The 20,983-nt window shown below is 72.2% G+C and carries 17 protein-coding genes; 8 read left to right on the plus strand and 9 right to left on the minus strand.

The features are described from left to right. Positions 1-64: 64 nt before the first annotated feature. Together BMZ92_RS14015 and BMZ92_RS14020 are read right to left on the minus strand one after the other, a co-directional pair. Complete coding sequence (locus tag BMZ92_RS14015) at positions 65-811, minus strand: SDR family NAD(P)-dependent oxidoreductase (protein ID WP_091507184.1); 747 nt, start codon at positions 809-811, stop codon at positions 65-67. A gap of 97 nt (positions 812-908) precedes the next feature. Further along, positions 909-2,978 (minus strand): glycoside hydrolase family 36 protein, encoded by a 2,070-nt coding sequence (locus tag BMZ92_RS14020; RefSeq protein WP_091507187.1) that lies wholly within the window; start codon positions 2,976-2,978, stop codon positions 909-911. A 63-nt stretch (positions 2,979-3,041) separates the two neighbouring features. On the opposite strand from BMZ92_RS14020, the gene BMZ92_RS14025 reads away from it, so the two are divergent. Continuing rightward, positions 3,042-3,815 carry a GntR family transcriptional regulator gene (locus BMZ92_RS14025; RefSeq protein ID WP_177228689.1) on the plus strand — a complete coding sequence of 258 codons (774 nt, stop codon included), beginning with the start codon at positions 3,042-3,044 and terminating at the stop codon, positions 3,813-3,815. Positions 3,816-3,823: 8 nt separating this feature from the next. On the opposite strand, the gene BMZ92_RS14030 is transcribed toward BMZ92_RS14025, so the two are convergent. The 4 genes from BMZ92_RS14030 to BMZ92_RS14045 are packed head-to-tail and all read right to left on the minus strand — an operon-like array spanning position 3,824 to position 8,135. Next, entirely contained in the window at positions 3,824-4,768 is a 945-nt protein-coding gene (locus BMZ92_RS14030; RefSeq protein WP_091507190.1) for a DMT family transporter, read from the minus strand. After that, complete coding sequence (locus BMZ92_RS14035; RefSeq protein ID WP_245783049.1) at positions 4,761-5,771, minus strand: N-acetylglucosamine kinase; 1,011 nt, start codon at positions 5,769-5,771, stop codon at positions 4,761-4,763. The genes BMZ92_RS14030 and BMZ92_RS14035 overlap by 8 nt, the downstream gene beginning before the upstream one ends. After that, positions 5,755-6,855 (minus strand): SIS domain-containing protein, encoded by a 1,101-nt coding sequence (locus BMZ92_RS14040; protein ID WP_091507194.1) that lies wholly within the window; start codon positions 6,853-6,855, stop codon positions 5,755-5,757. Before BMZ92_RS14040 ends, BMZ92_RS14035 begins: the two co-directional genes overlap by 17 nt. Continuing rightward, positions 6,852-8,135 (minus strand): D-tagatose-bisphosphate aldolase, class II, non-catalytic subunit, encoded by a 1,284-nt coding sequence (locus BMZ92_RS14045; protein ID WP_091507197.1) that lies wholly within the window; start codon positions 8,133-8,135, stop codon positions 6,852-6,854. The genes BMZ92_RS14040 and BMZ92_RS14045 overlap by 4 nt, the downstream gene beginning before the upstream one ends. Positions 8,136-8,199: 64 nt before the next feature. Between BMZ92_RS14045 and BMZ92_RS14050 the strand changes: the two genes are divergently transcribed. The 4 genes from BMZ92_RS14050 to BMZ92_RS14060 all read left to right on the plus strand — a co-directional run bounded on the left by BMZ92_RS14050 (position 8,200) and on the right by BMZ92_RS14060 (position 13,415). Then, positions 8,200-8,976, plus strand: coding sequence for a GntR family transcriptional regulator (locus BMZ92_RS14050; protein WP_091507200.1), 777 nt, complete (start codon positions 8,200-8,202; stop codon positions 8,974-8,976). A 216-nt stretch (positions 8,977-9,192) separates the two neighbouring features. Then, complete coding sequence (locus BMZ92_RS38590) at positions 9,193-9,321, plus strand: hypothetical protein (RefSeq protein WP_281245172.1); 129 nt, start codon at positions 9,193-9,195, stop codon at positions 9,319-9,321. Between the two features lie 51 nt (positions 9,322-9,372). Beyond that, entirely contained in the window at positions 9,373-12,195 is a 2,823-nt protein-coding gene (locus BMZ92_RS14055; protein WP_091507202.1) for a lantibiotic dehydratase, read from the plus strand. Next, positions 12,192-13,415, plus strand: coding sequence for a lanthionine synthetase C family protein (locus tag BMZ92_RS14060; protein ID WP_091507204.1), 1,224 nt, complete (start codon positions 12,192-12,194; stop codon positions 13,413-13,415). The genes BMZ92_RS14055 and BMZ92_RS14060 overlap by 4 nt, the downstream gene beginning before the upstream one ends. Here BMZ92_RS14060 and BMZ92_RS14065 read toward each other — a convergent pair. Further along, on the minus strand, positions 13,404-14,609 hold the full coding sequence (locus BMZ92_RS14065) for a glycosyltransferase (RefSeq protein WP_091507207.1): 1,206 nt from the start codon (positions 14,607-14,609) through the stop codon (positions 13,404-13,406). The two genes, BMZ92_RS14060 and BMZ92_RS14065, sit on opposite strands and share 12 nt — an antisense overlap. A gap of 100 nt (positions 14,610-14,709) precedes the next feature. Here BMZ92_RS14065 and BMZ92_RS14070 point away from each other — a divergent pair, with 100 nt between their 5' ends. Both BMZ92_RS14070 and BMZ92_RS14075 read left to right on the plus strand, forming a co-directional pair. Then, positions 14,710-15,390 (plus strand): glycosyltransferase family protein, encoded by a 681-nt coding sequence (locus tag BMZ92_RS14070; protein ID WP_091507209.1) that lies wholly within the window; start codon positions 14,710-14,712, stop codon positions 15,388-15,390. Between the two features lie 95 nt (positions 15,391-15,485). After that, positions 15,486-16,943, plus strand: a complete 1,458-nt coding sequence (locus BMZ92_RS14075; RefSeq protein WP_091507212.1) for a serine hydrolase domain-containing protein — start codon at positions 15,486-15,488, stop codon at positions 16,941-16,943. A 3-nt stretch (positions 16,944-16,946) separates the two neighbouring features. Here BMZ92_RS14075 and BMZ92_RS14080 read toward each other — a convergent pair whose 3' ends face one another. Continuing rightward, complete coding sequence (locus tag BMZ92_RS14080) at positions 16,947-18,173, minus strand: cytochrome P450 family protein (RefSeq protein WP_091507214.1); 1,227 nt, start codon at positions 18,171-18,173, stop codon at positions 16,947-16,949. Between the two features lie 90 nt (positions 18,174-18,263). Between BMZ92_RS14080 and BMZ92_RS14085 the strand changes: the two genes are divergently transcribed. Next, the gene (locus BMZ92_RS14085; protein WP_091507217.1) at positions 18,264-20,024 is read left to right on the plus strand and encodes an MOSC and FAD-binding oxidoreductase domain-containing protein; all 1,761 of its coding nucleotides are present in this window, start codon (positions 18,264-18,266) and stop codon (positions 20,022-20,024) included. 6 nt (positions 20,025-20,030) lie between these two features. Here the strand turns inward: BMZ92_RS14085 and BMZ92_RS14090 are convergent, their stop codons facing one another. Then, entirely contained in the window at positions 20,031-20,969 is a 939-nt protein-coding gene (locus BMZ92_RS14090) for an SMP-30/gluconolactonase/LRE family protein (protein WP_091507219.1), read from the minus strand. Positions 20,970-20,983: the final 14 nt, after the last annotated feature.

The following is a 20,983-nucleotide window of genomic DNA, read 5'->3' on the forward strand; positions in this document are numbered from 1 at the left end:
ACGAGTACGTGGGACGCCACCGCGCTGACGGCGGCCACCGCCGTCCACCGCCGTTCGCGGGCGGTTATGCCGCGTACCCGCCGTCGATCCTCAGCACCGCGCCGGTGACGTAGGAGGCCTGCGGGCTGGCGAGGAAGACGACGCCCGCGGCGATCTCTTCCGGCCTGCCGTACCGCCCCATCGCCGCGGTCGGGAGGAACACCGATGCGGCCGGGCCGTCGGCGGGGTTTCCTTCTGTGTCGACGAATCCGGGCTGGACGACATTCACCGTGATGCCCCGGTGCGCCAGATCGCGGGCGGCGCCCCGGCTGAAGCCCTCGAGGGCCGCCTTCGTGCCCGTGTAGTACGCCATCCCCTGGAAACCCGCCCGGGTGGCCACACCCGAGCTGATGCTGACGATCCGTCCGCCGTCGGGCAGCAGCGGCACCGCCGCCTGGACCGCGGCCACCACACTCGTGTAGTTGACGGCGAGCTGCCGATCGATGGCGGCCTGGTCGGCGGGTTCAACGCCGAGCAGGCCTCCACCGCCCACGGCCGCGTTGTTGACCAGGATGTCCAGCTTCCCGAACCGCTCGGCCACGCGCCGGATCAAGCCCGCCGCCTGGGCCGCATCCGCCTGGTCGGCCTGGAAGGCCGCCGCACGCACCCCTTTCGCCTCCAGGTCGGCGACCACGGCCTCGGCCCGCTCCGCCGAGGACGAGTAGCTGATCGCGACGTCGGCTCCCTCGTCGGCCAGCGCCAGTGCCGACGCCGCCCCGATCCCCCGTGACCCCCCGGTCACGATCGCCACCTTGCCGTCCAGCTTTCCCATGTGCTTCCCGCTTTCCCCGTGCAGCACGGCAAGACGTTCTTGACCGTATGGTCCACTATAGGTTTTGTGGACCATACGGTCAAGAACCCGGCTCACCTCAGCCGATCGGCTCCGCCACGATGAGCTGGAAGCGCTCGAAGGCCAGCTGCACCGTGTTGTGCCGCGCATCGACGACGCCGAGCGACGCACCCGCGAACGGGTCCGTCAGGCGGTACCGGCCCCGGCCGAGGCCGCGCAGTTCGACCTTCCCGTCCCACCGGGCGGCGTAGAAGGCGTAGTGCAGGGTCCTCCCCTTCGCCACCACGTGTGCTTCCGGCTTGTCGAAACCGATGTCGTACAGCTCGCCCCGGTACTCGCCCGTCGAGAGCATGTTCTTCCGGTACAGGCCCACCCATTTCCGCCAGAGCACCTCCTTCTCCGGGGTGAGCACGTACGGGTCCTCCGCCGACGCTGCCGGATAGGTGAACTTCGTCGACAGCACCGCGCCCACGCCGTAGCTGGACGCGAAATCGTCGCCGCCGTCGCTGAGTTCGACGTGGTCGCCGGCATAGCTGCTGCCGGGGCCCATCAGCGCCTTCATCGTCTTGCCCTTGCTGCGGACCTGGTAGGACGACTCCGGGTCCGAGGCCGGGTACTGGTCCACATAGGGCAGGTTGTGGAACGCGAAAGCCGTGCCACACGGGCAAAGTTCGACCACCGCGTCGCGGTTGGCCTGGTGCACCGCGTCGTGGATGCGCTTCCAGAACCGCGCCAGGCCCTCAGTCGACTCCTCGGGCCGGGCGTGCCGGTGCGCCGGGTTGTGGCAGGGCAGCACGGCGTTGAGGTGCTGGCCGTCGATCTTGAGCCCTTCGTAGCCCCAGTCCCGGATGAACTTCGTCGCCTGCGCGACGAAATACTCCACAGTGGGCTCGTACGCCGGGCACAGCGTGAAGGCGTCCCACCACGTCACCTGCTGCTTGTTGCCCGCACTGTCCAAAAGCAACATATCGGGACGCTGCCGGAACAGGTTGCTGTCCGGGTCCGCTGCGAGCGGGGCCCACCACAGGCGCGGCCGCATGCCCGCCTCGCGGATCCGCCGCGTGAAGTCGCGCATGTCCGCTTCACCGCGCGGGAACTTCTCCCGGTTGAGGTCCCAGTCGCCCTCGTTGGTCTGCCAGCCGTCGTCGAGCACCGCCCACTTCAGACCCACGTCGGCCGCCTTGGGGAGGGTGCCGACAACCTGCTCCACGGTGAACCCGCGCTCGTAACCCCACGCGCACCAGATGGGTTCGAGCGCGGCGGCCGGGGTCTCGGGAGCGCGCTGGCCGATGTCCCCCATGTACTGCCGGTACCGTTGCAGCGGAACGAAATGATCGCCTACGTGGGCCACCAGGAAGGTGGTGTCGGTGGCCAGCCGCCCGCCCGGCGCTAGCCCACCAGCGGCGTCGCCTTCGACCGCGATGCTCGCACCGGCCGCGGTCCTCCGCACCGGCAGGCGCAGGATCCTGGCGACCGGTTCGACGTGTCCCACCGACAGACCGCCGTCCCGGCGCCACACGGTCGCCATCGGGGTGCCGCCGCCGTAGTCGGAAGCCACCATCCCCAGCGAGTTCTCCTGGGCGAACCCGTCCGTCACCGGCTGCACCCAGTCCCGCCGGTCCTCGTGCGTAGTGCCGGAGAACGTGTAGAAACCCCCCGGTGCGGCCAAGAGCTCGTGCGCACCGCTGCGCCACCCGGTGACGGGCAGCGCGGCACGGGACTGGTTGGTGTAGGTCACCTTCATCACGACCATGCCCGCGAGGCGCTGGAACGACGTCAGCTCCACCGTCTTGCGCACGCCCTCCGCGGAATCGCCCTGGAGCGTCACCTGGACTCCCGGGCCGTGCTGCGGGTGCCAGGTGTCGCGGGTCTGGTGGCCGCGGTAGCCGAACTCCTCGATCGTCCGGCCCCCGAGCACCAGGGCTTCGCTCGCGTCGAACCGCGTGACCGCCTTGCCCGCCAAGGTGACCCGGCTGCGGAGCCGGTCGTCGAACTCCACCGTGATCGAGCTGTCGCCGACCCCGGCGAAACCGGGCGGGCGGCCGGGTGTCGCGGCCGCCGCGCCGCCACCGGCCAGCACGGGGAAGGCGGCCAGTCCGGCACCTCCCAGCGCCACCTTCAGCACGGTCCGCCGCTGCATGTTCGCCATGTCGCACTTCCCTTCGTTCTGGATCTCGGATTCCGGCGCCGGGAGGACCGGTATGGTTCTGGTATGACCGTTGCGAGGACGCCGCTGCCCCGTGGCCTGTTCGCGGACGACGCGCTCCCGCTGTACGAGCGCACCGCCGCCCGGTTGCTGGACGAGCTGCGCGCCACCGGGGCCCGCACGGGCGACCGGTTGCCGTCCGAGCGAGCGCTGTCCGCCCGGTACGGCGTTTCCCGCGTGACGCTGCGCGCCGCCCTCGCCGAACTGGAAGCGCGGGGCATCGTGCGCCCGACGTCGTCGCGCGGGTGGTTCGTCGCCGAGCTCGGCGCCCCGGCGCCCGCCGCGGCGGCCCCGCAGGTCCAGGGCTTCGCCGACTACGCCGAGGTCAACGGCCTGACGGCGAGCAGCCGGGTGCTGTCGGCGACGGTCCGCCCGGCCACGGTGCCCGAGGCCGAACAGCTCCGCATCGCCCCCGGCGCCGACCTCTTCGACCTGCACCGGCTGCGCTTCCTCGACGACCTGGTGGTCGTGCTGGAGCACAACCGCCTCCCGCTGGCGGTCTGCCCCGCGCTGGCCGAAACCGACTTCGGCAAGGCCTCGCTGTACGCGACCCTCCGCGCGGCGGACCCGCCGCAGCTGCCGCGCGTCGCCGACTACTCGGTCGAGGCCCGGCACCCGACGCCGCGGGAGCGGGAGCTGCTGGAAACCGGCGACAGGATGCCGATGCTCGTGGCGACCCAGCTGACCTTCAACCAGGAGGACCGCCCGATCGAACTGACCGTCCAGGTCTACCGCGGGGACCGCTACCGCTTCCGCGCCTCGATCACCAACCAGGCCTGAAACCGCCGTCAGGACCGGTCGGAGTGGACGGCGGCGCCGACGTCACCCATGACCTCGGTGGCGGGGCCGGACTCGTCGGCGTAGACCATCAGCGTCGAACCGCCGATCGCCAGGACGATGCCGATGAACCCGTACACCGACGGCAGGGTCTGGTAGACGATCAGCGAGAGGATGATCGTGAGCACCGGCGCGAGCGCGTTGGTCACCGGCGCGACGATCGTGGCCTTGCCGCGGGAAAGCGCCATCACGAGGAACAACGCGCCGACGGCGTTGAGCAGCTGGGTGCCGAGCGTGAGCGCGGGCGCCTGCCACGGCGCGTGGCTGGGGAACTCCCCCATCATGAACCACGCGACGGGCACGAGGAGCAGGCCGCTGATCGTCATCCACACGAACGTCGTGGCGTCGTTGACGCCCACGGTGGCGGCCTTCTTCATGTAGTAGGCCTGCACGCCCCAGGCGATCATCACGATCAGCGCCAGGACCAGCCACGGTCCCGTCGCCGCGTCACCCGAGCCGCTGCTGATGCTGAACAGGACGATGGACGCCAGCGCCGCGACCACGCCGACGGTGGCGAGCGGGCGGATGCGCTCCCGCAGGATCGCCACGGCCATCAGCACGGTGATCGCGGGCGAGATCGAGATGAGCGGGAAGATCAGGTACGCCGGGCCGATCGTCAGCGCCTTGAACAACACGAGCTGCCCGCCCGCGCCGGTGAGGCCGACGATCAGGCCGTACAACGCCGCGACCGGCCGCCGGTCGAGCTTCTGGCCGCGCATCGCGAACGCGGCCGGGATGATCATCGTGACCGCCCACAGGATGTAGACCATCTCGTTGGGGTAGTCGTACAAGGAGGTCGGGGTGCCGGAGAACGCACCCCACACCCCCCAGAACAACACGAGCAGTCCGGCGTAGGGGATCCAGCGGTTGCCGCGGGGTTTCGTCAGGTCAGGCATCGTCGCCTCCTTGGGGAACGGTGGTCGCGTGGGTCCGCAGCCGGTCGACGGCTTCGGCGCGCAGTGGGGTGCCGGCCAGCCGGGCCGCGTAGAGCGCGGCGCCGAGTACCGGCGGGAGGAGCGGGGTGCACAGCTCGACGGGTGCGCCGTCGAGCCGTTCGCGGAAGGCCTCACGCACTTCGTCGCTGGCGAAAACGCCGCCGGACCACGACACCGGGACGACCTCTCCGGGTGCGTAGCCGAGCCGGTCGACGGTGGCCAGCACGAGATCGGCCAGCCGCACGCCCGCCTCGCGGAGGATCGCGGCGCATTCGGTGTCGCCGTCGGCCGCGGCGGCGGTGACGACCCTGGCGAGTGCGGCCACCCGCATCCGGTCGCCCTGCCAGCGGTTGAGCACGACGTCGACGAGGTCGAGGTCGGTGGCCAGGCGCAGGTGGTCCCGCAGGTGCCGGAGCAGCGGCCCGGCGGGCAGCCGCCCGTCGGACATCCGCGCGAACGCGTTGAGCCCGCGGATCGCGATCCAGTAGGCGGAGCCCTCGTCGTCGAACAGCTCGCCCCAGCCGCCGACGCGCAGTCCACGGCCCGCGCGCTCGCCGTAGGTCATGGACCCGGTCCCGGCGATCACGTTGACGCCGTCGACGGCACCCAGCGAACCCGCCCAGCCGGCGACCATGTCGTTGTCGCAGCGGTACCGCTGGTGGCCCAGCACCCGGCCGGGGATCGCGTTCAGCGTGTCGAGGTCGGCGCTCACCTCGCCGTAGCCGGGCAGCGCGACGAACGCGTACGTGAACTCCGCGGCGGGGATCCCGGTCTCGCCGCACACCGACTCGACCCCGGCCCGCAGGACCTCCTCGACCAGGTCGATGCTGTGCCCGAGGTAGTAGCTGCTCGGCGCGAGCGCGGTGGCGAGCAGCTCGCCGTCGCCGGTCAGCAGCGCGAACGCGGTCTTGGTGCCACCGCCGTCCACCCCGAGGAACACGCCGGCTTCATTCGTCGAGGGCATGGATGGTGACTCCCTTCACGACCCGGTTCACTTCGTGGCCCGGGAACGGGTTGTCCGGGTCGAGCCCGAGCGCGCGGGACGTCGCCAGTGCGACGTGCTGTGCGGCGAGCAGGAGCACCGGTGCGACGGTGGCGTCGGGCAGGTGGCCGAGCCCCGGGAACGACCACGTCTCCTCCTCCGCGTCGTCGCGGCAGCCGATGGTGATCACCTGCCCCTCGGGCAGATCCGCGCGGAGCTCGCGGGCGATGTCGAGGTCGTAGCGGCGCGTGTAGGGGTCGTTGGACAGGTACACGAGGGCGACCGTGGCGGGGTTGAGCACGGACTTCGGCCCGTGCCGGAAACCCAGCGAGGAGTCGAAGTAGCTCACGACCCGGCCCGCCGTCAGCTCCAGCAGCTTCAACGCGGACTCGCGGGCGAGCCCGGTCAGCGGGCCGCTGCCGAGGTAGACGAACCGGTCGGCGCCGTCCTCCGCGAGCACGCGCGCCCGCTTGGCGAGGTCCGGCAGCGCGTCGGCCGCGACGTCCGCGAGGAGCGTGACGTCCGGGTTCGCGCCCAGCACGGTGAGTGCGGCCAGCATCATGCTGGTGACGCTGGAGGTCATCGCGAAACCGCGGTCGTTGGTGCCCTCGGGCATCAGCAGCGCAAGGCTGTGCTCTCCCGCGGTGTTCCGGTACAGCTGCCCGTCGGGGTTGCACGTGAGGACCAGGTGGTGGCATTCGGAGAGCACCTCCTCCGCGAGCTCGACCGCGGCGAGCGACTCGGGGCTGTCCCCGGAACGCGCGAAGGAGACGAGAAGCGTCGGGACGTCCTCGGCCAGGTACTCGCGCGGGTTGCTCACCAGGTCTGTGGTGGCGACGGCGTCGATCCGGCGGCGCAGCGTCCTCGACAGCCCGGGCGCGAGGATCTGCCCGGCGAACGCCGAAGTACCCGCGCCGGTGAGCACGATCCGCAGGTCCTCTTTGGCCAGCAGCGGCGCGAGGAACGCGTCGATGCGCGGCTTGTCGGCGTCGAGGGACGTGGCGAGCGTGCGCCAGACGTCCGGCTGCTGGGCGATCTCTCGTGCGGTCCACAGGTTCCCGGTCATGCGGTGACCTTGCCGCAGGCGTAGGCGTAGTCGCGCAGCACGTCGCGGACGTGGTCGATGACCAGCGCCCGTGCGCTTGTGGACAGCTCGCCGGTGCGCACACGCCGGTACTGGTCCGGGAGGTGCTGGCTCAGCATCGGCAGCGGGATGCCGACGGTGTCGAGGTTGTGGAACAGCCGGTCCACGGCCGCCGCCACGGCGGGCTGCGGCCAGTAGTACCGCGACCGGTCGCTGTAGCTGTAGCGGCGGGCCAGGCGCTGCTCGCCGGGATCGCCGTCGTAGTACCCCGCCCACCACACGGGGTCGGCGAGCATGGCCGCCTCCAGCTCGTCCACCAGGCGCGACCGGTCGCCCTCGGGCACCAGCTCGTCCTCGATCGCCGCGAGTGCGAACAACGCCTCGCGCAGGGCGAACGTCAAGCCGGGCCCGACCTTGAGCACCGCCCAGTGATCACGCACCAGCCGCGCCAGCGCGTCGCGGGTCTGGTAGTCGGTGGAGTGCGCCTCGAAGACCAGACCGGGGTACTCGGTGACGACCGCGCTGAGGTTCCGCGCCGCCTCGGGCGCGTAGTCGAACACCCGCACGTGGTCGAACTCCACCCCCGGCTGCACGACGAGCGCGATCACCCGCTGCCACGCGTCCGCAATGCCGGCTTCGGCGAACGCGGCGCGGTGTTCGGCGACGGTCGCGCGTGCCGCATCGGGGGTGGTCGGGGTGAGCGACTCGATGGTCTCGCGCGCCCCGCCCGGGACCGGGACCTCGGTGCCGATCACGTAGCTCAGCTCCGCCGGCCTGCCCAGCTCGACGGCCGCCTTCTCGGCCGCCCTGGCGAGCCGGGCGGCCCGCTCGGCGACCAGGGTGCCGGGCAGCGGAACCGGATCGCCCGCGCACGCCTCGCTGCAGTCCAGGTGGATCTTGGTGAAACCCGCCCGCACGTAGGCGGTCACGAGGACGTCGGCGCGGTCCATCGCCTCTTCCGGACCGAGGTCACGCCACCGCTGCGGGCCCAGGTGGTCCCCGCCCAGCACGACCCGCTCGCGCGGCAGGCCGACGCGGTCGACGATCTCGTGCACCAGCGCCGCGAAGTCGGCCGGTCGCATACCGGTATACCCGCCGTACTGGTCGACCTGGTTCGACGTCGCCTCGACCAGCAGCAGCCCGTCACCGGCCAGCGCCTCGAGCGCGGCGGCCTCGATGACCAGGGGATGCGCGGAACACACGGAGGTGACGCCGACTCCGCCGTCCCGGTGCCGGGACGGCAGTTCGTGCAGTGAAGTCATGCCGCGAAAAGGTAGGGAGACGCAGACTGGTCTGCAATGAATCTGATACTGGTATCGTACTGGTATGTCTGGTCCCTACCGAGGGCTCAAGCCCCTCCCGCTCCCCCGCGGCGCGTTCGACCCGGGTTCGCTCCCGCTGTACGAGCGCATCGCCGGCCGGCTGTGGGAGGACCTGCGGGCGAGCGGGGCGCGCAGCGGTGACCGCCTCCCGTCCGAACGCGTCCTCGCGGAGCGCTACCACGCTTCGCGGGTGACGATGCGCTCCGCGCTGGCGTTCCTCGCCGAGCGCGGGGCCGTGCAGGCCGCCCCGGCCCGGGGCTGGTTCGTCGCGGGCGAGGTGACCACCGCGACCGCCACCACCCACGTCGAGGGGTTCGCCGACTACGCCCGCAAGCACCGGATCCCGCTCAGCAGCCGGGTTCTGCTGTCCCGCGTCCGGCCCTGCACGGTCCGGGAGGCGCAGCGCCTGCGCATCACCCCGGGCGACGACCTCTTCGAGATGCGGCGGCTGCGCTCGCTCAACGGGATGGTCGTCGTCCTCGAACACAACCGGCTGCCGCTCGCCCTGTGCCCGGCCCTCGCCGACACGGACTTCACCCGGGCCTCGCTGTACGCCACGCTGCTGACCGCCGACCCGCCCCAGATCCCGCGCCGCGCCGAGTACGCCGTGGAGGCCAGGCCCCCCAACCGCGAGGAGCAACGACTGCTGGAGCTGGAAGGCACGTCGGTCCCGGTCCTGATGGCGCGGCAGCTCACCTACAGCCAGCACGGGCATCCGCTGGAGGTCACCGACCAGGCGTACCGGGGGGACCGGTACCAGTTCCGGGCCGGGATCACGTAGCACGGATATCCGGGACATTTCCGGCGCGACCTCTGTCCACAACGGACTGTGTTACGCACATCCCGGCACCGGGGAACGAAAGCGCACAACGAAAGTCGTGATTGATCAGGCAAGGTTCGGTGGACTATATGGCAGTCAGGGTCCTGCCGGGACGGGCTCCGTTATCGTCGGAAACGCTCCATCCGAGCGCACTTTCCTGACCAGAGGAGGAGATCGATGCACGCGAACGAAACGCAAGACCTGCTGGAACTCGACGTGCAGGAGTTCGAACTGCCCGCCACGGCCGCTGAGCCGCCGAGCCAGCAAATCCCGCCGCGGACCGTGACCGCCTGCACGCTCTGCTGACCGGCGGGCGGGCTCGTCGACGGGCGGGCCCGCCCACTGGGGGAACTCATCGTGGACACCGTTTTCCGTTGCTACCCCACGTTTTTGCTGCGTGCTCCCCTGCTGCCGCGACACCGGCTGCGTGCCGCGCCGACCGCGGACGACGGGATGCGCGAGCGCCTCGGCTCCCCGTTGCTGCGCGAGGCCGTCGCGGTCGCGAGCCCGGCGTTGGCCGCGGCGGCGGACAAGGTGCAGGCCGGGCAGGAACCGGCATCGCCGCGCTTGCGGAGCGCGCTGGCTCGCTACGAACTCCGCATGGCCGGGCGCCCCACCCCGTTCGGGCTGCTCGCCGGAGTCGCCCTCGGTGAGTTCGCCGACCACGTGGACGCGGTGCTGGGCTCCGCGCACCGCCGGCACGTGCAGCCGGATCATGCGTGGCTGTCGGACTGGGCCGACGAACTGGAGGCGGACGCCGAAGTACTGGCGCGCCTGGAAGTCAGGCCCAACAACCTGTTCACCCGACACGGCGACCGGCTCTCCGTGCCCCACGGCAAGCGGCTCGCCAGCGTGCGCGCGACCGCTGTGGTCGATCACGTCCTGCGTGCCGCGGCCGACGGCATCCGCGTCGCCGATCTCGTCGACGTTGTCGCACAAGGGTTTCCCGGCCTCGACCGCTCCCGGGTCGCGCCACTGGTGACGCAGCTGGTGCGGTTGGGCTTCTTGCGGACGCCCCTGCGCCACGCCGAGGACCCCCTCGCGGCATTCCCGGACCACCAGCGGGCGGCGCGGATCCAGGACCTGATCGACGACTACCGCCGCAGTCCACTCGGTTCGGGTACCGCTCAGCTGGCCGCCCTTCGGTGCGCGACCGGTGCCGATTCCCCGGTCCAGGTCGACCTGGAGCTGGACGCGCGGGTGAAACTTCCCCGTAACGTGGCGCGCGAGCTGGAACGGACCGCCGACGCCGTGTGGCGGCTGTCCGCAATGGACAATGCCCGGTCCCGCGCCCTGACCGCTTACCACGCCAGGTTTCTGGAGCGTTACGGGCTGGGCGAGCTGGTCCCCGTGACCGACCTGCTCGACCCGGACGTGGGCATCGGCCCTGCCGCGGACTACGAAAAGCCGTGGACGGCCGACCCGGACGACGCCCGGCAGCCGGTGCTGAACCGCCTTCTGGTGCAGGCGCTCGTCGACGGTGTCCGTGAAGTCGTACTCGACGACGACCTGATCGCCCAGCTGTCCCCGCCCGGCGGCACTCCCCCGGCCACCGCCGAGCTGTTCACCACCCTGCACGCGGTCTCGCCCGAGGCGCTGGACCGGGGTGAGTTCGAGCTGGTCCTCAATCCCGTCATGGGCACCCAGCTGGCCGGGGCGTCCTTCGGCCGGTTCGGCCACCTCCCCGGTGTCCGCGAACTGCTCGCGGATCTCGCCTCGCGCGACGACCGGGTCCCGGTGCAGCTCACGCACGTCACCACCGAGCCGCGGCACGCGAACGTGACGCGTGCGCCGCTGGTGCTGGACCATTCGCTGGCCGTGGGCACCGGGCAGGCGAGCGAGCTGCGGTTGACCGAGATCGCCGTGGCCGCGGACGCCCACCGGTTGCGGCTGTACTCCGTGTCGCTGGGCCGCGAGATCGTGCCGCGTCTGCTGCACGTGCTGGACATCAGCACGGCGGCGCCGGAGGTCGTGCGGTTCCTGTGGGACGTGTCGATGATGGGCGTGCGCACGCTGAAGCCGTGGAACTGGGCCGCGCTGCGGGATTCCCCGTTCCTGCCCGCGATCCGGTACGGGCGCGCGGTGCTCTCCCCCGCGACCTGGCGGGTCACCGCGGACGACGTGGCCACCGACGACGCGCTGACGGCGTGGCGGAAACGGTGGGGCGTGCCGGACCGGGTGCGGCTGACGCAGGTCGACCAGCAGTTGTGCCTGGACCTGACCGCCTCCGAGCACCGCGTGCTGCTGCGCGAGGACACGCGCAAGTCGGGCACCGCCGTGGTGTGCGAGGACCGGGCGCCGGACCGGGACCAGGGATGGTTGCGGGGGCCGGAGGGCGTCCACGAGGCCGAGCTGGTCGTGCCGCTGATCGCCGTCGAACCCGTGGCGCGCCCGGTGAAGACGCCGTTCCCGCTGCGCACGAAGCCGGTGGTCCATCTGCCCGGCGGCGAGTGGGTGTCGGCGCACCTCCAGTGCTCGCCGCACCGGCAGCGCGAAGTGCTCGCCGGGCACCTGCGCCCGTGGCTCGCCACGCTGGAGTCCGAAGTGGACCGATGGTTCTTCGTGCGCTACGAAGCCGAAGACCAGCGGCCACACATCCGCCTCCGCCTCCACGGCGACGTGCTGCCCCGCTTGCGCGAACAGCTCGCCGCGCTGGCCGACGCGAGGCTCGCCGGTGAGTTTTCGCTGCACGTCTACCGTCCCGAGGTCGAACGCTACGGCGGCGAGCACCTGATCGGTCTGGCCGAGCGGTTCTTCACCGCCGACAGCCGCCTCGTACTGCGGAGGATGGCCACCGGTCAGGACATCGTCGCGGTCGCCGCCGACGTCGTGGCGCTGGTCAGCCTGTTCCACGGCGAGGACTGGCCCCGCTGGCTGCTGTCGGCCTTCCCGAAGAACGAGACCACGCACAAGGCGTTCACCCGGCGGCGCCGCGACGCGCTGGCGGCCGTCACGCTGGACCCCGTTCCCGGGGACGAGGAATGGGCCGAGCTGTTGACCCGCTACGGGAAGGAGGCCGCGACAAACGCTGGGGCATCGCCGGACGAGATCCTGCGGGCGTTGCTGCACCTGCACTGCAACCGCAGGCTGGGCACGGACTTCCGGGCCGAGGCCGAGGTCTACGCCATCGCGAGGGGTGCCGTGCAGGCACACCTCGACCGCAGACGGGCGGCCCGGTGAACCCACGGGCGTGGCTGGCCGGGGCCGCCGCCCGGCTCAGCCGTCCCGCCGAGGTGGACCTCGGCGACGGCGACTGGCCGCACCACCCGATGTCGCTCGCCGATGGGCACAGCGGGTTCGCGATGGTGTTCGCCCGCCTCAGCGAGGAGTCCCCTGAGCTGCGGAAAGTGGCCCACGAGCACCTTTCCACCGCTGCGCGCGCACAGCGGCCCGCCGTGGAGAACCTGTTCGACGGCTTGCCTTCGCTGGGGTTCGCCGCGCGCACCATTGCGAGGGCCGAAGGGGACTACCGGGGTCTCCTCGCCCGGGTCGACCCATCGGTGCTGCGGCTGGCCGAAAACCTGGTCGATGCGGAGGAGGCCCGGCTGCGTGACGGACAGCCCGGCGCCAGGATGGCGCGCTACGACGTCACTTCCGGTCTGGCCGGGCTGGGCCGGTACCTGCTCGCCTGCGGGGCCGAGGCCGTGCTGGCGCGGGTGCTCGGATACCTGGTGCGGCTGACCGAACCGGTCGTCGTGCACGGTCACCGCATACCGGGGTGGTGGACGCCGGATCCGCCGATGCTGGCGGATCCGATGTCACATCCCGACGGGCATCTCAACATCGGGATGGCACACGGCATTTCCGGCCCGCTCGCGTTGTTGGCCTTGAGCCACCGGCACGGGATCGTCGTCGACGGGCACGAGGCGGCGATGCGCCGGATCGTCACGTGGTTGCTGGCTCGCCGGGGCAGCGACCAGTACGGCCCGTACTGGCCCGCGCTGGTGCCTCTGGAGCAGGAACTCGCCGGTACCGTGGAATCCTTGGCGCCCAGCCGTGTCGCGTGGTGTTACGGCGCGCCCGGGGTGGCACGAGCGGTGCAGCTGGCGGCGACGGCACTGGGCGAACCCGCGTGGGCCGAGGAGGCGAAGTCCACGTTGCGGGCGGCCTTGCGGCGTCCGTGGGAACACTGGGGCATCCGGGACGCGTCGCTGTGCCACGGTTCCGCGGGTGCCCTCCACGCCACGGCGCTCGTCCTCGGCAGGGAGGCCGAAGCGCTGCCGATGCTGTGCGATCACCTGCTGTCGCTACGCGAAGGGGACGCCGTGGTCACCGTGCCCCCGAACCGGCCGGGGTTCCTCGACGGCACGGCGGGAACGTTGTTGGCGCTGCACGAACACCTGAACCCGTCGTCGTCTCCCGCTCGCCTGCCGTGGAGCGCCGCTTTGCTACTGGCGTGAACCGAGCAGCCGCCTGGCCGCGAGCATCGCGCCGTCGGTACCGACCCTCGCGGCCAGCGCCTTCGCCCGGGCACGGGTTTCCGGCGCCAGTGCCGTCTCGATCGCGGCGTACAGCGCGGCACTGGCCGGAGCTCCCCCGTGCAGTGCCACGCCCACCCCGAGGTCCGCGATCCGGTCGGCCCAGTACGGGTTGTCTGCCACCGGCAGCGGGATCACCACCTGCGGCACACCCGCCCGTGCCGCCACCAGCGTCGTGCCCGCGCCGCCGTGGTGCACGACGGCGGCGACGCGCGGGAACAGCCGCTGCTGGTTGACCTCGCCGATGGCGAACAGGTCCTCGCGGCCGTCGACCAGGTCCAGGTCCGCCCAGCCGCGGGAGACGAGCACCCGGTGCCCTTGCGCGCGGATCGCCTCGACGGCCCGGTGACCGATGTCCGGTGACGGCCGCATGCTGCCGAATCCCACGTACACCGGCGCGGCTCCGGCGTCCAGGAACGCCACCAGCTCGGCCGGGAGCGGGCGTTCGTCGGGCAACGTCCAGGCACCGGTCTGGACCACGTCGAGGCCCGCGGTCTCCCGCCACGGGCCCAGGACCGGATCCGCCGCCAGCCACGGGCGGCCGGAGTAGACGTGACCGCGGACGTCGTCCACGGGTGGCAGGCCGAGCGCCGCCCGGTGTTGGTTGAGGGTCTCGGCGAACTCCGCGTGCACGCGGCGGGCGTCCATCTCCCACCGCGTCCGGTTGTCGTCCGACTCCGGCTCCGGCCAGCCCGGCCGCGGTGGCGGGGCGTGGTGCGGGGACGGCAGGTTGACGGCCGAGTAGGCCACGTACACGTAGGAAATGCCGGCGGCTTCGGCGACCGAGCGCGCGGCGACCTGCGCCAGGCCCGCCGCCACCAGCACGTCACACCCGGCGGCCGCCACGGGGAGGGCCTCGAACTGCGCGCTGACCAGCTTCGTGCGATACCGCGACAGTTCGGCCGCCGACAGCGGAGCCGTTTCGCGCATCAACTCCCGCACCGGCGAGCCCACGGGCACCCGCGGTATCCCGAATTCCGCGGGGCGCGGCGCGAAATCCTCGTCCGGCGGGGTGCAGATCCGCACCTCCGCCCCGAGTTCCCGCAGGCGCACCGCGAGTGCCACCAACGGTTCGACGTCACCCCTCGTCCCATACGTCGACAACAGCACCCGCACCCCCCGACGGTACTGCGAACTCTGCCCCCGTGGGCAGTGCCGGCCGTCGATCGGGCCCGAACGCGCACGACAGGACAACCGTTCGGTGCATAGTTCGTCCGTGCCCCTCCCCGATGTTTCGGTCGTGCTGCCCTGCGCCGGGTTCGGCACGCGCTTCGGCGCGCCCTACCCGAAGGAGCTGCACAGCCTGGCGCCCGGCGTCACCGTGCTGGACCGCAGCCTGGAGGGGGTCGTCGCCCTGGCCGACAGCGGCCTGGAAGTGCGGCTGGTCGTGGTGTGCAGACCCCACAAACTGGACACGGTGAGCTATCTCGCGCGCTACGCCGGGAAGTTCCAGATCGTCTTCGTGTTCCAGGACGACGCGTTCGAACCGGGACTCGGCGGGGCGATCCGGTCCGCGCTGCCGATGACCCACGGGCCGGTGGCCCTCGTGCTCCCCGACATCGTGGTGTCCGGCGCGGACAGCCTGCTCTCCGCGGTGCGGCAGCTCGGCACGACGGACTGGAGCGTGGTGGCCGTCGAAGAGCGGGATTCCGGCGTGCTGCGGGAGATGGGCGCGTTGGCGGTCACCGGCGAAAACGGTGTCGCGAAGGTCGAGGCGGCCGCCGAGAAGCCTGACGATCCCACGGGTTTCAACGCGTTCTGGGGCATGGTCGCGGTTTCCGAGCACGAGGCACACCGGTTGCCCGACGTGGTGCGGAAAGGAGCGGACAACCCGCTGGCCGGTGCGTTCGCGCTCCTCGTGGACCGCATCGTCAACTACAACACCGCAGACGGATGATCAGCGGCGGGAGTCCGTTCGGGCAGAGTTCGGCCGCGGCCGGCCGGCCGTGGTGTTAGCTGTCCGGAAGGACTGAAAGCGTTTCCCGGAGGAGCATGCTCGACGACGTGATGGCGGCCCTCGACACCGTCCTGCCCCGGCTGGCGGCGGTCACGGGCACCCCGGGGGTCGCCGTCGCGGTCGCGACGAGCACCGAACTGCGCACGGCCGCGACCGGGTTCGCCGACCTGCGCGCGGGCACCCCGATGACGGCCGACACGGTCGCACCGGCGGGCTCGCTCACGAAACCCGTGACAGGGCTGGCATTCCTGCGACTGGTGGAAGCGGGCGAAGCCGGCCTGGACACGCGGATCGACGAGGTGCTGCCTCGGGGTTTGCGTGGTCCGGACGCCGCGCCGGTCACCGCCGCGATGCTGGCCGCCCACCAAGGTGGTTACTACAGCGACATCGTGGCCGCTACGGCGCACACCGCGCCGGCCGAAGGAATCCTGGACTTCGTCCGCCGCCGGCACGAAACCGGACGCGCCGTGGAGTACGGCGGGGCGCTCCCGTTGACGACGAAACCGGGCTCGTACTCGTACTCCACCTTCGGCGTCGGGGTGCTCGGTGGCGCCGTCGAGCACCTGACCGGCGAACCCTACGGCGACCACGTGCGGCGGCACGTGTTCGCGCCGGCCGGGATGCGCGACACGAGCATCGACGACGGCGCGGGCCGGCCGCGGCCCGGTGGCGCGACCGGTTACATGGCGTTCGGCGACTGGTGCCTGCCCAGCCCGCCCCTGCGTTCGTCGGCGTACCCGGGCGTCGGGATGCACTGCAGCGCCACGGATGCCGGTCGGCTGCTGCAATCCCTGCTGCGCACCGCGAGGGGCGACCGCGGTGTCGTCGGGCCGGACTCGCTCGCGGCCATGGTGACGCCGCGGGTCGCGCGGCCGAGCCCGCACGGCGTGAAGTCGTTCTCCGGCCTGACACTCGAACTCGCCGACCCCGAGCTGGGTGAGGACTGGTGGTGGGGTCACACGGCGGCCTTCCCGTGGGGGTTCTGGTGGGAGGCCAGGGTCTGGCCGCACCGCGACGTCGCCGCCGTCGCGGTCGGCAACCGGTGGGACATGGCGCGGTTCCACAACCCCGCCGGCCGCAGCGCGCCCGGGCTCGCCGTCGAGTGGGCCGGGCGCCGGGCCGCGTCCGGTGTCCCGCAAAGCCTTCCGGCGCGAGACGGGCGGCTCCGCTGGACCGGGCCGCGGCCCACCCCGGAAAGCTCGTACTGGATGGGCGTTCTTGTCGGGGAACGCGTCCACGGGCTGTTGTCCGTGCCCGACCCGCTGCCGCCCGCGACGACGGAAGGCGCCCGCTGCCTCGGCGACTCCGAACCGGACGGCTGGGACCCGGAGGCGTTCAGGCGCGGGGTGGCGCAGGCGCGGGCCGCCTCCCCCGACCCGGAAGAGCTCCGCGCGCTGGGCAAGGACCTCGGCCACGGCGCGGCGTTGTGGATGCTGGAGTGCGGGGCGTCGAGCGCCGAGGTGACGATGCCGGTGGACTTCTTCGCCCGCTGACGCTCAGCGCAGCCGCACGTGCAGGCTGACCCGGTGGCGGGCGCGCGGCAGCGGCACCCACTCCGGCTCGTCCACCGGGTGCATCGCGGGAAAGCGCTCGAACAGGCCGCGCAACGCGACCTCCGCCTCCAGCTTCGCGAGGGCGACGCCGAGGCAGAAGTGCGGCCCCCAGCCGAACCCGAGGCTGCCCTCGCGGCGGCCGTGCTCGGCCTGCCAGCGCACGTCGGCGTGGCGCGGATGGGCGAACTGGGCCGGATCGCGGTTCGCGGCGCCGAGCACGGCCTGCACCGGGTCCCCCGCCGCGATCCGCACGCCGCCCACCTCCAGGTCGGTCGCGGCGTACCGCAACCGGGCGAGCTGCACCGGGCCGTCGGTGCGGACGAGTTCGCGCACCGCCGCCGGCCAGAGCGCCGGTTCGGCGCGCAGCAGCTCCCGGTGGGCGGGGTCCCGCATGAGGGCGAGTGCGCCGTTGGACAGCAGGTGCGCCATGGTCTCGTGCCCGGCGAGCACGAGGAACACCACCAGCGCCACGATGTCGACGTCGGTCAGCCCGCCCTGGGCGATGACCTGGCTCACCAGGTCGTCCCGGGGCTCGGCGCGCCGCCGCTCGACCAGCGCGTGGCAGGAGGAGACCATCTCGCCGAACGTCGGCGTGATCTGTGCCGGGTCTTCGCCGACGAGCACCTTGCCCCAGCGCCACCAGTCCGCCCAGTCGGTCTCCGGGACGCCGACCAGTTCGCAGACCACGGCCGTCGCCACCGGGTAGGCGAAGACGTCGAGCAGGTTCACGGGAGTGTTCCCGGCACCCGGCGCGGCCTCGACGTCGTCGAGCAGCTCGTCGACGATCTGCTGCACGCGGGGGCGGAGTTCGCTCACCCGCGAGGCGCTGAAGGCGTGGCTGATCCTGTGGCGCAAGCGGGTGTGCTCGGGCCCGTCCAGGCTGAGCATGCTCGCGCGCAGGTACGGCAGGTGCTCCGGAGGCGTGCCCAGCGCGAGGAAGGCCTGCTCCTGCGTCTGCGCGCCCTGGCCCGGCAGGCCGGTGGGATCGGTGCGCACGGCCGGGTTCGTGAGCACCGCGCGGACGTCCTCGTTCCGCGTGACGAGCCAGCCCTCCTCGCCGCTGGGCAGCCGGGCCCAGCAGATCGGCGACTCGGCGAGGACGCGGTCGTAACCGCACACCGGGTCGGCGAGGACGGCCGGGTCACGCAGGTCCACCACGGGTTCGGGCATTCGACCATGGTGCCACGCGGTTTTCGCCACGACGGCCGGTTGACACAGCGGGCAACGACACTGCCCGCCCGGTTCTCGTACCCTGGGCGGATGGCCACCCTGGTATCGGTCAACGTCGGGATGCCCGCGGACGTGCCGTGGCGCGGCAGGACGGTGCACACCGGCGTGTACAAGCGGCCGGTCACCGGCGCCAGGGTGGTCCGGCGGCTCAACGTCGACGGTGACGGGCAGGGCGACCTGGGCGGGCACGGCGGTGAGCACCGGGCCGTGCTGGTGTACCAGACGGAGGCCTACCGCTTCTGGCGGGCGGAACTCGGCCGCGAGGACCTCGAACCCGGTGCCTTCGGCGAGAACTTCACGGTCGACGGCCTGCTCGACGCCGAGGTCTGCATAGGCGATCGCTACCGCATCGGCGGTGCCCTGTTCGAGGTGTCCCAGCCGCGGGTGACGTGCTACCGGGTGGGGTTGCGCCTCGGCGAGGAGCGCATGGCGGCGTTGCTGGTTTCCCGCCGCCGCCCGGGTTTCTACCTCCGGGTGCTCGAAGAGGGCGAAGTCGAGGCCGGGCAGGAGATCGTCAAGGTCGCCGGCGGGCCGGAAGGGATGACCGTCGAGGAGCTCGACGGCCTGCTCTACCTGCCGGGACACACCCGCGAGCAGGTCGAGCGCGCGCTGCGGATACCGGCGCTCAGCCCCGGCTGGCAGGGCTCGCTGCGCAAGCTCCTCGACCGGGCGGACAACGAAACGGATGGATCATCCGGGAATGTGGGGCTCACCGACGCGGCGAGCGCCCCGCCTCCCGGCTGGCCGGGTTTCCGGCCGCTGCGCGTGGTGGACGTCAAGGCAGAGAGCCGCGAGGTGCTTTCGCTGACGCTGGCCGATCCCGGCGGCGCACCGCTGCCGGACGCGCGGCCGGGGCAGTTCCTCACGGTCAAGGTCCCCGCTGGGGACACGCCGCTGGTCCGCAGCTACTCGCTGTCCGGCGGGCAGGGCGTCGGCCGGTACCGGATCAGCGTGAAGATCGAGCCGCACGGCGCGGCCGGCGCCAGGCTGCGCGACGAGGTCCGGGCCGGGAGCACCCTCGACGCGGCCGCGCCCCGCGGCGTTTTTTCGCTGCAGGACGGCGAAGACCCGGTTGTCCTGCTGTCGGCGGGGATCGGTGTGACGCCCGTGCTGGCCATGCTCCACGCGCTCGCCCGGGCGCGGAGCGAGCGCGAGGTGTGGTGGCTGCACGGTGCCCGCGACGGCAGCGAGCACCCCTTCGCCGGGGAAACCCGTGCCCTGCTGGGAAAACTCCCGCACGCCCGCTCGTTCGTCTACTACAGCAGACCCCGTGCCGCCGACCGGCGCGGCGCCGACTACACGGAGGCAGGCCGGCTGACGGAGGACGTCATCCGCGCCTTGGCACTGCCCACCACCGCGGACGCTTACGTCTGCGGCCCGGCGGGCTTCCTGACGGACATGACGCAGGCGCTGACCGGATGCGGCTTGGCGCCCGGGCGCGTGCACACCGAGGTCTTCGGCGCCTTGGGCGCCCTCACGCCGGGGCTGCGCGAGGTCACGACCACGCCGCACCCGCCGCCGGGTCCGCCCGGCGGCGGGCCGGCTGTTTCGTTCGCGCGGAGCGGGCTCACCGTCGCCTGGGACGACCGGCACGGCTCGCTCCTGGAGCTCGCCGAGGCGTGCGACGTGCCGGTCCGCTGGTCGTGCCGGACCGGCGTCTGCCACACCTGCGAACTGGCCCTGCTCTCCGGCGCCGTCGGCTACCGGCCCGAGCCGCTGGAGCCCCCGGCGGACGGGAACGTCCTCATCTGCTGCGCGAAACCCGCCGAACCGGTCGTGCTGGATCTTTGAGCAGGGTCAGCGCCGCAGCCGGGCGAGCATGAGGGTGGGGTCGTCGCCCGCGAGGTTGGCGCCGTTGGTCACGTAGACCCGGTCTCCCCTGACGGCGACGGCCGTGGTGCCCTGCATGCCGTCCCCCGCGTCGAGGAGGGTGTCGTGCGTGCCGTTCGCGTTCACGCGCACGAGCTCGTTCGCCTGGTTGATCGCGGCGAGGATTTCGTCGCCCCGGTCCGTGAAGTCGAAGTCGTCGATGCCCGCCAGGCCCGTGGCGCGGACCTCCGCGCGGCCGGAGCCGCCGTCCCTGGTGACCGGGATGCGGACGATCGTGCCGCGGTCGGAGTTGCTCGCCCACACGGCGCCGTCGTGCACCTTCATGCCGTTCGCGCCGAAGAAACCGTTAGGGGCCAACGTCGGGTCCGCCGACCACACGGTCGCCCGGCCGCCGCCCAGCGGGGCCTGCCAGATGCGCCCACCGGCGGAATCGGTCACCAGAAAACGCTTTCGCGGGCCGTCGATGACGAGGGCGTTCGGCATCGTGTCGGCGGGCAGCGGTACGACGAGCCGCGGTGCACCCGAGCGAGGGAGCTGCCAGATGCCGGTCAACCCGCCCTGACCTGAGGAGTAAAGGAAGTACAGCGTCCCGCTGTCGGCGCGGGCCACGCCGGTGACGACGGGATCGCCGACGACGGGGGTGGTCCCGCCACCGCCCGGCGGCAACGGCATCGTGGTGAGCACGGCGACTGCCCCGTCCGGCGCGACGCGCACGACCTGGCGGGCGGGGATCATGCCGATGACCACGCCACCGCCGGGCTCCAGCGCGATGCTTTCGGCGGCCTGGCCCGCGGCCCGGTCGAAGTGGGCGAGGACGCGGACCTCGCCGAGGCTGCTCGCCGACGCGGGAACCGCGGTGCCGACGACGAGGAGTGCGGCGAGGCCGAGTGTGCGGATCGTTTTCACGCTCCCAGCATCGG

The organism is Amycolatopsis sacchari, assembly GCF_900114035.1.
GTDB classification, from domain to species: Bacteria; Actinomycetota; Actinomycetes; order Mycobacteriales; family Pseudonocardiaceae; genus Amycolatopsis_E; species Amycolatopsis_E sacchari.

Excerpts from the sequence above, each read along its gene's own strand:
- BMZ92_RS14015 (WP_091507184.1), bottom strand. The coding sequence starts at position 811 with ATGGGAAAGCTGGACGGCAAGGTGGCGATCGTGACCGGGGGGTCACGG.
- BMZ92_RS14020 (WP_091507187.1), bottom strand. The coding sequence starts at position 2,978 with ATGGCGAACATGCAGCGGCGGACCGTGCTGAAGGTGGCGCTGGGAGGT.
- BMZ92_RS14025 (WP_177228689.1), top strand. The coding sequence starts at position 3,042 with ATGACCGTTGCGAGGACGCCGCTGCCCCGTGGCCTGTTCGCGGACGAC.
- BMZ92_RS14030 (WP_091507190.1), bottom strand. The coding sequence starts at position 4,768 with ATGCCTGACCTGACGAAACCCCGCGGCAACCGCTGGATCCCCTACGCC.
- BMZ92_RS14035 (WP_245783049.1), bottom strand. The coding sequence starts at position 5,771 with ATGCCCTCGACGAATGAAGCCGGCGTGTTCCTCGGGGTGGACGGCGGT.
- BMZ92_RS14040 (WP_091507194.1), bottom strand. The coding sequence starts at position 6,855 with ATGACCGGGAACCTGTGGACCGCACGAGAGATCGCCCAGCAGCCGGAC.
- BMZ92_RS14045 (WP_091507197.1), bottom strand. The coding sequence starts at position 8,135 with ATGACTTCACTGCACGAACTGCCGTCCCGGCACCGGGACGGCGGAGTC.
- BMZ92_RS14050 (WP_091507200.1), top strand. The coding sequence starts at position 8,200 with ATGTCTGGTCCCTACCGAGGGCTCAAGCCCCTCCCGCTCCCCCGCGGC.
- BMZ92_RS38590 (WP_281245172.1), top strand. The coding sequence starts at position 9,193 with ATGCACGCGAACGAAACGCAAGACCTGCTGGAACTCGACGTGCAGGAG.
- BMZ92_RS14075 (WP_091507212.1), top strand. The coding sequence starts at position 15,486 with ATGCTCGACGACGTGATGGCGGCCCTCGACACCGTCCTGCCCCGGCTG.
- BMZ92_RS14080 (WP_091507214.1), bottom strand. The coding sequence starts at position 18,173 with ATGCCCGAACCCGTGGTGGACCTGCGTGACCCGGCCGTCCTCGCCGAC.
- BMZ92_RS14085 (WP_091507217.1), top strand. The coding sequence starts at position 18,264 with ATGGCCACCCTGGTATCGGTCAACGTCGGGATGCCCGCGGACGTGCCG.